The following is a 12058-nucleotide window of genomic DNA, read 5'->3' as shown; positions in this document are numbered from 1 at the left end:
GCGGCAAGCTTCTCGCCCGCCAACGTCCCTTGCGCTGAATATTCCTTCCAGGCCGACCCGGAGAGATAGCCGCGGATCACGCATTCGATCGGAAACACCGCGGTGCGCCGGCACAGCATCGCCCGTCCGGCGAGCGCTGCGCGATGGTCCCGCAGCCCGGGCACCTGCGCGATGATCGTCTCGGCATCGGCGCTGATCATGTGATGCGGCACCACGCCTTCGAGCTCGTTGAACCACCACGCGCTGATCTGGGTCAGCACCGCGCCCTTCATCGCGATGGTCTCGGCCATCACGACGTCGAAGGCCGAGATGCGGTCGGTGGTCAGGAGCAACACGCGGTCGTCGCCGACGGCATAGATATCACGGACCTTGCCGCGGCCGATCCGTGGCAGCGGCAGGTCGCTGGCGAGCATTGTGTTCATCGGTCAAACCTTCGAAGACGCTGCGGAATTGGCGTCGAGGCGAGCGGCAAAAATCGTGGTTCACTCCGGCAGCGGAATGAATTCGGTCTCGTCAGGGACCGCCGTGAAGCGGCCGCTCCTCCAGTCCGCCTTGGCTTGCTCGATGCGCGCTTTGCTGGAGGAGACAAAATTCCACCAGATATGGCGCGGGCCTTCCAGCGCGTCGCCGCCGAGAAACATCATCCGGACAGGCGTTATGGTCTTGACCGTGATGCGATCGCCGGGCCGGAAGACCAGAAGCCGCGGCCCCTCGAAGCGATCACCTGAAATCTCGACCTCGCCGTCGACCAGATAGATGGCGCGCTCTTCATGGTCGGGGTCGAGCGGCACGCTGACGTCCCGCTGTGCGGATACTTCGGTGTAGAACCACGGCGAGACCATCGCGACCGGCGACGTCACCCCGAACGCTGACCCTGCGATGATGCGCGCGGTGAAACCGCGATCCCGAATGGTCGGCAGGTCGGCGGCGGCGTAGTGCTGAAACGACGGCGCGATTTCCTCGGCTGCGGCCGGCAGCGCGATCCAGCTCTGCAGGCCCAGCATCTTCTGGCCGCTTTGGCGCTGCAGATCAGGGGTGCGCTCGGAATGGGCGATACCGCGGCCCGCGGTCATCAGGTTCATGGCACCGGGCTCGATTTCCTGGATGTTGCCCTCGCTGTCGCGGTGCATGATGCTGCCGTCGAACAGATAGGTGACGGTGGCGAGCCCGATATGGGGATGCGGGCGCACGTCCATGCCCTTGCCGGACATGAACTGCACCGGGCCGAAATGATCGAAGAAGATGAAGGGACCGACCATCTGGCGCTTGCCATGCGGCAGCGCGCGGCGCACGGCAAATCCATCGCCGAGATCGCGGGTGCGCGGCACAATCACCAGTTCGAGCGCGTCGCAGGTTTTGCTATCGCCGAGCACGGGGTCGTTGGAGGGAATCCAGCTCATGAGGTGGCTCCGTGATTTTTGTGGCGATTATAGCACATTCCAGACGTCGTCGCGCCCGCGCACGGATGAATCCGGAGGGGGACGTAGCCATCCATCAGCGGCACCGGCGCAACAGTTTCCGGTCAGCGTCGCGTCGATGCAGTCTCGATTGTAGCTGCCGGGATGGCGCCCCTGGGGACGAACAGCCGGGCTCCACCGGATACGTCAAGACCCGGCCCGCGGGGATGCCGTTTTGCCTATAGTTGCTGGTTTTGTGGTCAAAATTGGCCAGACAGGCTGGACTTAAATCCGCTGCTATCGTAGGTAGCGATTCGGAACTCACATTTCCCTGGGATACCGTTCGCGCGCCTTCGTTGGCTTGCTCTTCGGAATTCGGAGGTTGGCGGACCGCGGTGACTTTGGTCCATGCGTTCCAGGGGCGCCTGCCTTGGTGCGGCTGCTAGGGGTGCCATGCCGATGACCGACGCCGCTGCACAAGTCCAGAAATTGCTCCGCCAGCAGGCCGCCATCGCCAAGTTTGGCAGCTTCGCGCTCCGCGAGCGGGACCTGATGAAAATCCTGACGGAGGCGGCGCGGGCCTGCGCCGCGGGTCTCAGCGTACCCTTCAGCAAGGTTTGCCAATACCGGGTCGAGCAGAATGATCTTCTGATCGTAGCCGGACACGGCTGGCAGGACGGGGTGATCGGTTGTGTGGTGTCACGCGCCGATGCGAGTTCGCCTCAGGGACGCGCCTTCGTCACCGGGAAACCGTCGATCTCAGGCGATCTGCGAAAGGACCCCGGCTTTGATCTGCCGCCGTTCTATGCCGCGCATGGCATCGTCTCGACCATCGACGTTATCATCAAGGGCAGTGACGAGCAGCCTTACGGGATCCTCGAGATCGACAATGACCACCAGCACGATTACGACCAGTATGACATCAATTTCCTCACTGGCTTCGCCAACGTCCTGGCCGAGGCCGTCTCGACCGCCTCCCGGGGCGCCGCCCTGCAGGTCACCGTCGACCGAATGAAGGCCATTGTCGAAGAAAAGGATCGTCTGCTGCATGAGAAGGACGCCGCGCACCTGCAGCTTCGCCAGGCCCAGAAAATGGAAGCGGTCGGTCAACTGACGGGCGGCGTCGCTCACGACCTTAATAACATTCTCACCGTCATTATCGGAACCATCGAAATCCTTGCCGATGCCGTTGCGGACCGGCCGGCGCTCGCCGCTGTCGCCAAAATGATCGACGAAGCCGCGGCGCGCGGCGCCGATCTGACCCAGCGCCTGCTCGCATTCGCCCGCAAGCAGCCTTTGCAACCGCGCGAGGTCGATGTCAATTCACTGGTAATCCAGGCAGCCAACCTGCTGCGGCCGACGTTGGGCGAGCCCATCGAGATCCATATGAAGCTCGCCGCCGATACGTCGCATGCGATGATCGATCCAAGCCAGCTCAATAATGCGATCATCAATCTTGCCCTCAACGGCCGCGATGCGATGCCGGATGGTGGCGAGCTTATCATCGAGACCGCCAATGCCGAACTCGACGACAGCTACGTCAGCATGAACGGCGATGCCACCGCCGGAAAATACGTCATGGTGGCGGTGACCGATTCCGGGCACGGCATTCCCGCCTCCATTCTGGAACATGTTTTCGAGCCTTTCTTCACCACCAAGGATGTCGATAAGGGGTCCGGCCTCGGCCTCAGCATGGTCTACGGATTCGTCAAACAGTCCAATGGGCATATCAAGATCTACAGCGAAGAAGGCCATGGCACTACGGTGAGAATTTATCTGCCGCAAGCCATCGGCGTTGCGCCCGCCGTGGAGGTCGCAAACGCCGAGGGCGTCGAAGGCGGCCATGAGACCATACTGGTCGTTGAAGACGATGATCTGGTGCGAAGCTTCGTGGTGGGGCAAATCAAGAGCCTGGGCTATGCCACACTGGCGGCGATCAATGCGGCGGAGGCTTTGGCCGTGATCGAAAGTCCGCGGGAAATCGACCTGCTGTTTACCGATATGATCATGCCGGGTTCGATGAATGGCCGCCAGCTCGCCGACGCAGCGCTGCAGCGCAGGGCAGCGCTGAAAGTGCTGTTTACCTCGGGCTATTCACAGGAAACCATCATCCACCACGGCCATCTCGATGAAGGTGTGCTGCTGCTCGCCAAGCCATACCGCACTTCGGATCTCGCACGGATGATTCGCGCCGCACTTGCTGCCTGACGTGAGGCAGCAGATCGTTATCGATGAAAATGGAAGCCGCGATGATCGCTCCCCTCAGACCCGGTGTCAGGCTTGCCCGACCGAACGGCCCGCTTATCGAGACCGAGCGTCTGGTCCTGCGACAATGGAGCAGCGCCGATATTGCGCCGAATACGGCGATGCTGGCCGATCCCGGCACGGCGCGCTTCATCACCATCGACGGAAAGCCCATCACCGATGAGTTGGTCGGCTGGCGCAATGCGGCGGTGATGGCCGGGCATTGGGCGCTGCACGGCGCCGGCATGTTCGTGGTCGAAGAAAAGCAGACTGGAAAATTCGTCGGGCGGGTCGGGCCGTGGTTTCCGCCGGGCTGGCCGGGCTTCGAGGTCGGCTGGGGCATCGCGCCCGGGTTTCGCGGCAGGGGTTTTGCCGTCGAGGCAGCGCGCGCGTCAATCGACTGGGCGTTCGCGACCTTCGAGCTTGATCGGATCATCCATTGCATCGATCGCGACAACACAGCCTCCCAGGCAGTGGCCCGGCGGCTCGGCGCTGAACCGGGACGCGAGGTCGACCTGTTCGGCCATATCGCGGAGGTCTGGGTGACATCGAGGAGCCGCTGGTAAACCTCGCTTGCTGCGGCACATTGGCCCAGCATCAAAGGTCCGCGAGTCTCTTCAGTGTCGCGCGAAAACTCATGCTTCGGTTTCCCACCAGGGTAGTGCCGAACACCTCGGCACGGTCGTCGGCAAACGTCCCCGAAAACCCGCTGGTGACTTCCTGCCCGCCGAATATCGGGCGGACAAAAGGATCAGGAAAGGGCGTGTGCTGACTGGTGCTCAAGTAACCCTTCCAGGTCCCGTTACCGACGGTGTAGGCGCCGGACGACCAGAAATAGGGACCGCCACCAAGAAACACGCCATCCCGGAGGATCAGCACGCCACTGTCGCGACCCTTTACACCGTCGAGCAAAAAGATGTGAACCGAATAAAGGCCATTCTTCATGGTCGACGCTGCAACCCCCCGGGGCGACGCTTGAGGCCCACACATGCGACCGTCCCAAGCTCCCATCATAGCCTTGCTGTGCAGCGCGCGCGCAACAGGAATCAGGCCGCTGAAAGGCCCGGGCACGGCAAATTGAAACGAACCACGGCTGGCCGCAGGTAGCCGGGCGCGTCACTGCCGTCCCAGTTGCGTGGCGGTCGCAATGTGATCGAATCGTTCCAATGAAAGGACCGCATCCGCCAGCTGATCGGCACGGCCGTTGAGCACCGGGCGGGCCAGTGTCAGAAACTTCTGCGCCATCGCCTGCGCGTCCGGGAATGAATTCGGCTCGCCGGAGGGATCCGCGTAGATCCGTTCATGCACGCCATCGTCGGTTACGATGCTGACGCGGGCGCCGAACGGATGGCTGCGGCCGATTTCGAGCCGATCGTCCTGCACCACGTCGAATTTGTCGGCGAGCGCGTCCACCGCGGCATCGCCAAGCCGCTCGTAATCGTCCCAGCCGAAGCCGCCCCGATCGAGCGCCACGGCACCCGTAAAGAACATCGAGAACTGGCCGCCGACGATGGAGGTCGGATGCCGCTTGGTGGCGGCGTCACCGGTCAGCGTGATGCCGTTGCGATGCAGCCCGATCTCGACGCGCCTGATCTGGTCCGGCGTCAAATTGTGTTCCCGGCGCATCGCGATCAGCGCGTCGAGCGCGGCATGGGTGTAGCGGCAGCTGGGATAGGGCTTTACGCCGATCTTCATGGTCTCGTAAGTCTTGCCGAGGCCGGCGACCGCCTTGTCGGGGTGGGCGTTGTCGCTGTAGCCGACCAGAAGACCGTGCTTGCCCTCGATGGATTCCGTCGCGCCGACGAAACCCTGGCGCGCCAGCGTGGCCGCGATCACCCCGTTCATCGCCGCGGCGCCGACCTGGTAGCGCTTGTTCCAGGCGCCATTGACCAGGAACTGCAGCGAGCCCGCGGCCTGGCTGCCGGAAACGCCGAATGCCGCGACGATCTGTTCTTTCGAAAGCCCGAACAGTTTGGCCGCGGCGGCCGCGGCGCCATAGGTTCCCGCGGTCGCGGTGGGATGAAAGCCGCGCGCATAATGGGAGGTGGGGTCGAGCGCATTGCCGAGCCGGCAGCACACCTCATAGCCCGCCACGATGGCGGTCAGCACGTCGCGGCCGGAGGCGCCGGCGAGTTCGCCGGCCGCGAACGCCGCAGGCACCACCGGCGCGCTCGGATGCAGCGAGGAATCCGCATGCGTGTCGTCGAAATCGAGCGAATGGCCGAGCGCGCCGTTGAGCAAGGCCGCCACCGCCGGCGTCCAGGTCTTGCTGTCGCCGAACACCGTGGCTTCCCCGCGGCCATCGAGCGCGAGCGCTTCGAGCATGCCGAGCAGCGCAGGCGTCGATTCAGCGTCGCGCCGCGCCCGGATCGCGCTGCCGAGAAAATCCAGCGTCAAGACCTTGGCGCGCTGCTTGACCTGCTGCGGAATGTCTTCGAATTCCAGGCCGGCGACATAGGCGGCCAGCGTTGCGGTTTCATCGGCCATGGCGTTGCCTCCTCTCAGATTCGCGATACAGCCTAGAACATGATCCGAGACCTGGAAACCGAATTGGAGGGAGTGTTGGTGGTACGCCAGCCATTTCATTTTTGCGGCGCGGCTTGAGGCGCCGGCCGATAGCGCTCGGCGCCGGAATAGACCGTGCCCTCTGTCCCGACCAAAGCGAGAGAACAATCCTGTCAGATTCGAGCCAGGAGGCAGCATCATCTGATTCTATCTGCGCGTGGGCCGTTCACTCATGCGACCCCGTGCGCCGGCTCGCTCAACCTCAGAACCGAGCTTCCGTTTCGGGATATCCCGCTGGCGGAATTTCAGAAAGCCATCGCGGGGTGACTATTGATCAGACGCGTCCGCCGTCGACATCAGCCGCGGCGGGTCAGTCCCGCGCGTTGCATGCGCCAGATCAGAAGGTCGATGCGGTCCTGTCCGAAGAATGGCTCGTTCTCGAACACGAAAGTCGGCACCCCCCAGTGGCCGGATGCCGCGTGATCCCTTTCGTTCTCGGCGATGACCCGTTCATAGCGCTCGGGGTCAGCCGTTACAGCCGCATCCATCGCCGCCAGGTCGAAGCCGGCGCCTGCTGCGGCGCGGGCCAGGTGATCGCCCTCGTTCCACCCCGACACGGTGCCGTCCCACAGCACCCGGCTGATGGCGTCGACGAAGACCAGCGCGCGCCCCTGCGACTGCGCGGCGGCGCCAAGCCGCGTCAGCCGGTGGATGTAGGGCTGGTGCTCCGCGACTTCCAGCGTCATCATGTTCTGAACGATCGGGTCGGGCCGGGGAAAGCGGAACGGAATATTTTCGAATTTCGCGACCCGGCTGGAATCGAGCACGACATAACGGGCAAATTTCGGATTGGTGCGCTTGAAAAATCCGGGCACGCGCACCGCCAGCGGATAGACCGGACGCAAATGCACCGTCACGTCGTAGTCGGCGACCAGCTTCAGCGTTTTCGGCAGCGCCAGATAGCTGTAGGGGCTGCGGAACGAAAAAAACAGATCGACGGAGAATGTCATGATCGAACCCGTCAGCGTCGTTGCCTCACCGGAGCAAAGCATGCGACGTGCCATGCGTCCACGCCGGCGCCCATCCGCCGCTCAATTCGGCTCAGCCTGCGACCTGCCGCAGCATGGTGCGGGTGATCGGCCGGTGAAACGGCAGGATGACCGCGAGATAGACCCTGCCGAGCAGGTTGTGGGTCTTGACCAGCGTGGTCGCGGTGACGCACTGGCCGTGATCGGAAAGCGCGACGTCCACCACGACGCGAAAATCAAGATGCTTGTCGTTGAAGCCCGCGACCAGCCGGGCCGGTGATTCGCTCACCACCGGAAATATCCCGATGCTGTCAGCACAGTTGGTTCCGGCCGGGTCAGGGGTTTTCAGACCGAAGGGCTCCACCAGACGATTGCGTAACGCCAGCAGCCGCTCGATCCATTGCGGGCGGCGCGCCAGCATCCTTTCAGCCGCCCGGCGCGCGTCGAGTGCGCTGCCGCCAACGGTAATGCAAAAGGCGTCGGCGAACTGCGCGCCGGCCAATAGCGCGCCAGTGTCGGCGCAGGGGTCAACGGCGTGAACTTTCACGGGGGCGCGGGCTCCAGAACCACGAACAGCATACGCGCCAATCGCCGAGGTGCAGATGCGTCCAGAGGAAGCAGTTGGGGATTGGCGTTCCCCGAAAGCGCAGGCGCCTACCGGCCGTCATCGCTGGATTTGCACTGTCATAAAAGTTGTAGCGGTTTATGCTGCAACCGTAAACTCGGCGGCGCTGGATGGGCAGGGAGCGAGCATGGGCCGGTTGACGTGGAAGATCTGGGTTGTCGCGGCGCTTGCGCCTGCGGCATCGGCGCCAGTCCGGGCGGAGACGCGCACGGCATGCACCGCCCTCGACATTTGTTACTGCGTCAATTCAGACTATCTCGCCGCGATCAGCGCCAACGTCGCGCGGGTGCGTCAGCTGCTTGTCGACAACAAGGCGAAAGGCAAGGCGATCGGCTATCTCAGCGTTCCGCTTTCGCCCGCCGGCGGCGGTTCCTTTGAGATCAATTCGGAAGCCGCCCGCCACATCGCCAGCGAGGCCGAGCGGCGCTTCGGATCCTCATCGGCCTTCATTCTCAACCCGGGTGCCGAGGGCGGCGATGCCATGGTGGGCGCCAGCGGTGCCGACTACATGTACATGTGGACCCAGATCCTCGAAGGGCGGAGCGGCCATGGCGAGGATTTTGACTTTTTCTATTTCGCGGGACCGACCGATTTTTCGACCTATTTCCTGCCGCCGGCAAAGGATGGCAAGGAACCGCAAAGGAATGAACCCGGCCAGGCCGAAGACTATCTCGGCGAGCTCAACGATTTCTTCGATCGCCGTGTGGCAAGCGATCCCGCGTTCAGGAAGGCCGTCGAACAGGGGCTGATCAGCAAGGCCGGTTTTCGCATCTATTACGGCTTCCGCGCCTCCGTCGCTTTCAGCTACGGTTCGCACGATGAATGGAACATCGCGCGTCTCCTGAATGAGCGCCGCCGTGGTGCGGCGGACTACGGCATCGCCAACCAGTTGTCGATCTTCTTTGACGGCCGGCCGGTCGATCCGGGTACCTTCGAAAGTGTGGCGGCGTCGGGCGACGCCGGGCGCTGCATCAAATGATGCGAGGCTTGCCGCGGCGCTTTGAAGGGCTGCAAAACGCTGGCATCAAAACGCAGACGCCGCTGTTCGGGCACGCGACGCCCTCGGCGGGCTCGCGGCCGTCCGGACCACGGCAGGGCCGCCTCGCGAAGCAGGGTTTGCGCTGTCACAGCCGCCCGCGGATTTGGTTTCGGTGTTGCTGAGGATGGCCTGGACTTCCAGCAGCGCCCGCCTGATCCAGGTTTTGACGGTGTTGACCGGGACCCCGGCTCTTCTCGAGAGCTGCTCCCGGCTCTCACCATGGATGTAGGCGGCGATGACAAGATCGCGTCTTGCCGGATCGAGCGCCTGCAACGCGGAAAGTACTCTCTGCTTCTGCTCGATCGCGGCTCGCCGCTCCTCAGCCGCCTCGATGGTCTCCAGAACTGTGGGTTCGTCGCTCGGCAATGCCAGCAACTCGGTATCATCAGCGCAAGTTTCGCGCACGGACCTTCTTACGCTGTCGATCGCCAGATTCCTTGCAATGGTGATCATCCAGGTCATCGGCGACCCGGACGACGCGCGGTACGAATGCGCATTCATCCAGATGCGGACGTAGACGTCCTGGATGATCTCCTCGGTGAGATCCCAGCGCCTGACGATCAACAGGACGGTCGAAAACAGCTTGCCCTTTGTTGCGGAATAAAGCTTGGCAAAAGCCGCCTGATTTCTCGCGGCGGCGATTTGCGTCAGCAATAGTTCGAGGGATTCCGGTTTGGCTGAGGGGATCGGCGCACGCGCTTCCGGAGTGCCGGATCCGGCGTAAACGTCGGGTGCTGCGCGGGAGGTGTTTTTCATCAGATTGGCGCCAATGTCCGGATCGCGACAAGACCGGCCAGCGACGCCAGCGCCGTGACAAACGTTCCCCAGACCATATCGACCACAGTGACGATCACAGGCCATCGGCTGAGCGTCGCAAGATTGGTCAGGTCGTAGGTTGCAAATGCGACCAGCCCGAGCAGGCCGCCCAACAGCAAAGACGAAACCCACCCGTCGCTCCTGAACGCGGGCATCACCGTGAAAACGACGATCCCGGCAAAGTAGATCAGATAGAGCACGGCCGCCGCCACGAGATTCGGTTTGTCTGCCAGCAAATCGCCAAGCGAATTACGGTAGAAGCCGATGGAACGATTGAGCCAGACATAATCGGCTCCGAGAAACACGGTCCCCGTCACCACATAAGCAATAGAATACCGGAGCATCAAGGTTCTCCCGGCGATTGTTCGACTAGATGCCGAACAGCGGCTGCAGCAAACGTGCGAACATGCTCTTGAACCGCAGCGGGGCGTCGGTGACGGCAAGGCAGATGCAGTCTTCACCCGGACCGGCGTGGGGCTGATGCTCGGTGCGTTCGTCGGTCTCTGCGATGTCGCCGCGAAGCAGGACGGCATCGCGGTCGCAAAGGCTTCCCGCTAGGACCAGGGTCAATTCGCGGCCATTATGTCCGTGGGTCGGCACCTTGAGGTCGCTCTGGAAGCGCAGCAGCCGGGCCCGCGATCGATGGTCGAGCGTGGCGATGGAAATCTGCTGGATGCGGGGCGCGAGACGCTTCCACGGCAATTCGTCGATATCCCCACCGAGATAGGTGCGCAGCGGCTCGGGAATGATGGCATCGGCAACAGCGCGGGGCCTGTCGCCGGAACGCGAGGCTCCGTTGCTGGCCTGGTTCCTGACCCGCGCCAGCACGACGTCGATCATGTCAGGCGAAACTGGCGTCGCATCGAGAGAATCCAGCAGATGGCCGCCCAGCGAATCGGCCAACGCGTTACGCGCGCGGCAATGCGGACAGAGAGCAAGGTGGGTGGCAACGAGCAGACTCGACGCTTCGTCGAGCGTTCCCGACGAGTAGCTCAAGAGGAGATCATTGCTGACATGAAACTTGATCGTCACCCGTTTGCTCCGTCCTTGGCATCCAGCATGGGCCTTATCTTCGCGAACGCCAACCGTATCCGGGATTTCACCGTACCGACGGGAATGCCGAGCTGCCTGGAAATCTCGCTGTGCGAAAAGTTCTCATAGAAAGCCAGCATCAGGACGTTTCTTTCGTTGATGGAAAGCGTTTGCAATATTTTTCGAACGCTCTCTTCCTTTTCCATATTCTCGACCAGACGATCGGGGGCCAACGGGTCCTCCGGGACCAGTGCCGGATCATCCGGATCGAATTGCGGCCTGCGGCTTTTGCGAAAGCGATCGATGCTCAGATTTCTCGCGATCGTGAAAATCCAGGTCGACGGCGACGCCTTGGCGGGATCAAATTGTCCCGAATTGCGCCAGATCGAGACCATGGCTTCCTGCGTAATTTCCTCCGCGCCAGAGGCATCGGCGCCCAGTCTGAGACAGTAGGATTTGATACGCGGGGCGAAGTACCGAAACAAAACCTCAAACGCGGCCTCGCTTTGGTCATGCGCGATCTGGCGGATAGATTCGGCGAATTCCGCAGCATTCGATCGCACCTCTCCCGGCGGAGTTTTTCCCGCGATCATAAGATCCTCAGACTTGCTTCGCGTTTCCGTCGCTCCAAATGGCAGTTGGTTGAACCGGACGGCGAATGCGATCTCGAATATCAGCCGGCCAAGAAGCCGGTTGGCCACATCCGCGATTACATTGCTCCAATTTGCGCTCTTTTGCGAGCCAGCCGCGATCAAACGTGTATCATGAGCCGTCATTGTTTGGTCATGGCCAGGAATTCTTGGCGGGTGGCGGGGTTGTCGCGGAAGCAGCCAAGCATGCAGCTTGTCACCATCTCTGCCCCAACCTTGTGAATGCCGCGGCTTGACAGGCAGTGATGCATGGCCTTGATCACCACACCAACGCCTTGGGGCCGCAACACTTCCGAAACCGCAGCCGCTATCTGCGACGTCATGCGCTCCTGGATCTGGAGCCGCTTGGCGTAGGCATCGACCACGCGAGCGAGCTTGGAGAGTCCGACCACCCGACCGCTCGGAACGTAGGCGACCCATGCCTGACCGGTAATGGGCGCCAGATGGTGCTCGCAATGGCTTTCGAAGGATATCCCGCGCAGCACCACCATCTCCTCGTAGCCGCCGGTTTCGTCAAACGTCTTGTTCAGCAGCGCGAGCGGGTCCTGCGCGTAGCCGGAGAAATATTCCCTGAAAGCTCGCGCCGCCCTGGAAGGCGTTTCAACAAGTCCGGGACGGTCGGGATCATCCCCGGCCCAGCGAATAATGGTCCGGAACGCGGCCTCCGCCTCTTCCCGCGATGGCGCGTCACGGGACTGCTGCGGCAGGGGATTGACTTGAAT

At 62.5% G+C, this 12058-nt stretch carries 14 protein-coding genes; 3 read left to right on the top strand and 11 right to left on the bottom strand.

The annotated features are described in order from the left end of the window. Together ABSG20_RS03810 and ABSG20_RS03805 are read right to left on the bottom strand one after the other, a co-directional pair. On the bottom strand, positions 1-422 hold a 422-nt coding region (locus tag ABSG20_RS03810; protein WP_423863151.1), incomplete at its 3' end, for a phosphoribosylaminoimidazolesuccinocarboxamide synthase. A gap of 60 nt (positions 423-482) precedes the next feature. Beyond that, on the bottom strand, positions 483-1400 hold the full coding sequence (locus ABSG20_RS03805; protein WP_423863150.1) for a pirin family protein: 918 nt from the start codon (positions 1398-1400) through the stop codon (positions 483-485). A gap of 456 nt (positions 1401-1856) precedes the next feature. Here ABSG20_RS03805 and ABSG20_RS03800 point away from each other — a divergent pair, with 456 nt between their 5' ends. Together ABSG20_RS03800 and ABSG20_RS03795 are read left to right on the top strand one after the other, a co-directional pair. Beyond that, complete coding sequence (locus tag ABSG20_RS03800; protein ID WP_423863149.1) at positions 1857-3605, top strand: GAF domain-containing hybrid sensor histidine kinase/response regulator; 1749 nt, start codon at positions 1857-1859, stop codon at positions 3603-3605. 41 nt (positions 3606-3646) lie between these two features. Continuing rightward, complete coding sequence (locus tag ABSG20_RS03795; protein WP_423863148.1) at positions 3647-4207, top strand: GNAT family N-acetyltransferase; 561 nt, start codon at positions 3647-3649, stop codon at positions 4205-4207. Positions 4208-4238: 31 nt separating this feature from the next. Here the strand turns inward: ABSG20_RS03795 and ABSG20_RS03790 are convergent, their stop codons facing one another. The 4 genes from ABSG20_RS03790 to ABSG20_RS03775 all read right to left on the bottom strand — a co-directional run bounded on the left by ABSG20_RS03790 (position 4239) and on the right by ABSG20_RS03775 (position 7721). After that, positions 4239-4586, bottom strand: coding sequence for a GrlR family regulatory protein (locus ABSG20_RS03790; protein WP_423863147.1), 348 nt, complete (start codon positions 4584-4586; stop codon positions 4239-4241). Between the two features lie 171 nt (positions 4587-4757). After that, on the bottom strand, positions 4758-6128 hold the full coding sequence (locus tag ABSG20_RS03785; RefSeq protein WP_423863146.1) for an MmgE/PrpD family protein: 1371 nt from the start codon (positions 6126-6128) through the stop codon (positions 4758-4760). A gap of 374 nt (positions 6129-6502) precedes the next feature. Continuing rightward, positions 6503-7156 (bottom strand): 2-hydroxychromene-2-carboxylate isomerase, encoded by a 654-nt coding sequence (locus ABSG20_RS03780; RefSeq protein ID WP_423863154.1) that lies wholly within the window; start codon positions 7154-7156, stop codon positions 6503-6505. Between the two features lie 91 nt (positions 7157-7247). After that, on the bottom strand, positions 7248-7721 hold the full coding sequence (locus ABSG20_RS03775; protein WP_423863145.1) for a DUF2867 domain-containing protein: 474 nt from the start codon (positions 7719-7721) through the stop codon (positions 7248-7250). 205 nt (positions 7722-7926) lie between these two features. Here ABSG20_RS03775 and ABSG20_RS03770 point away from each other — a divergent pair, with 205 nt between their 5' ends. Further along, positions 7927-8778, top strand: coding sequence for a hypothetical protein (locus ABSG20_RS03770; protein WP_423863144.1), 852 nt, complete (start codon positions 7927-7929; stop codon positions 8776-8778). Between the two features lie 45 nt (positions 8779-8823). Here the strand turns inward: ABSG20_RS03770 and ABSG20_RS03765 are convergent, their stop codons facing one another. The 5 genes from ABSG20_RS03765 to folE all read right to left on the bottom strand — a co-directional run bounded on the left by ABSG20_RS03765 (position 8824) and on the right by folE (position 12058). Continuing rightward, complete coding sequence (locus ABSG20_RS03765; RefSeq protein ID WP_423863143.1) at positions 8824-9594, bottom strand: sigma-70 family RNA polymerase sigma factor; 771 nt, start codon at positions 9592-9594, stop codon at positions 8824-8826. Continuing rightward, complete coding sequence (locus tag ABSG20_RS03760; protein WP_423863142.1) at positions 9594-9998, bottom strand: DUF2177 family protein; 405 nt, start codon at positions 9996-9998, stop codon at positions 9594-9596. The genes ABSG20_RS03765 and ABSG20_RS03760 overlap by 1 nt, the downstream gene beginning before the upstream one ends. 25 nt (positions 9999-10023) lie before the next feature. Beyond that, a complete protein-coding gene (locus ABSG20_RS03755) occupies positions 10024-10686 on the bottom strand; it encodes a ChrR family anti-sigma-E factor (RefSeq protein WP_423863141.1) in 663 nt (220 codons plus the stop codon). Further along, positions 10683-11279 carry a sigma-70 family RNA polymerase sigma factor gene (locus ABSG20_RS03750; protein ID WP_423863140.1) on the bottom strand — a complete coding sequence of 199 codons (597 nt, stop codon included), beginning with the start codon at positions 11277-11279 and terminating at the stop codon, positions 10683-10685. The genes ABSG20_RS03755 and ABSG20_RS03750 overlap by 4 nt, the downstream gene beginning before the upstream one ends. A 179-nt stretch (positions 11280-11458) precedes the next feature. Then, the gene (gene folE, locus ABSG20_RS03745) at positions 11459-12058 is read right to left on the bottom strand and encodes a GTP cyclohydrolase I FolE (protein ID WP_423863153.1); all 600 of its coding nucleotides are present in this window, start codon (positions 12056-12058) and stop codon (positions 11459-11461) included.

This window comes from Bradyrhizobium sp., assembly GCF_049512235.1.
In the GTDB taxonomy this organism is placed as follows: Bacteria; Pseudomonadota; Alphaproteobacteria; order Rhizobiales; family Xanthobacteraceae; genus Bradyrhizobium.
Note: the sequence above shows the minus strand (reverse complement) of the source record. Positions and strands in the feature narration are given on the sequence as shown.

What these genes read in the sequence shown, in the direction of transcription:
- ABSG20_RS03805 (WP_423863150.1), bottom strand. Translation starts at nt 1,400, where the DNA reads ATGAGCTGGATTCCCTCCAACGACCCCGTGCTCGGCGATAGCAAAACC.
- ABSG20_RS03800 (WP_423863149.1), top strand. Translation starts at nt 1,857, where the DNA reads ATGACCGACGCCGCTGCACAAGTCCAGAAATTGCTCCGCCAGCAGGCC.
- ABSG20_RS03795 (WP_423863148.1), top strand. Translation starts at nt 3,647, where the DNA reads ATGATCGCTCCCCTCAGACCCGGTGTCAGGCTTGCCCGACCGAACGGC.
- ABSG20_RS03790 (WP_423863147.1), bottom strand. Translation starts at nt 4,586, where the DNA reads ATGAAGAATGGCCTTTATTCGGTTCACATCTTTTTGCTCGACGGTGTA.
- ABSG20_RS03785 (WP_423863146.1), bottom strand. Translation starts at nt 6,128, where the DNA reads ATGGCCGATGAAACCGCAACGCTGGCCGCCTATGTCGCCGGCCTGGAA.
- ABSG20_RS03780 (WP_423863154.1), bottom strand. Translation starts at nt 7,156, where the DNA reads ATGACATTCTCCGTCGATCTGTTTTTTTCGTTCCGCAGCCCCTACAGC.
- ABSG20_RS03770 (WP_423863144.1), top strand. Translation starts at nt 7,927, where the DNA reads ATGGGCCGGTTGACGTGGAAGATCTGGGTTGTCGCGGCGCTTGCGCCT.
- ABSG20_RS03765 (WP_423863143.1), bottom strand. Translation starts at nt 9,594, where the DNA reads ATGAAAAACACCTCCCGCGCAGCACCCGACGTTTACGCCGGATCCGGC.
- ABSG20_RS03760 (WP_423863142.1), bottom strand. Translation starts at nt 9,998, where the DNA reads ATGCTCCGGTATTCTATTGCTTATGTGGTGACGGGGACCGTGTTTCTC.
- ABSG20_RS03750 (WP_423863140.1), bottom strand. Translation starts at nt 11,279, where the DNA reads ATGATCGCGGGAAAAACTCCGCCGGGAGAGGTGCGATCGAATGCTGCG.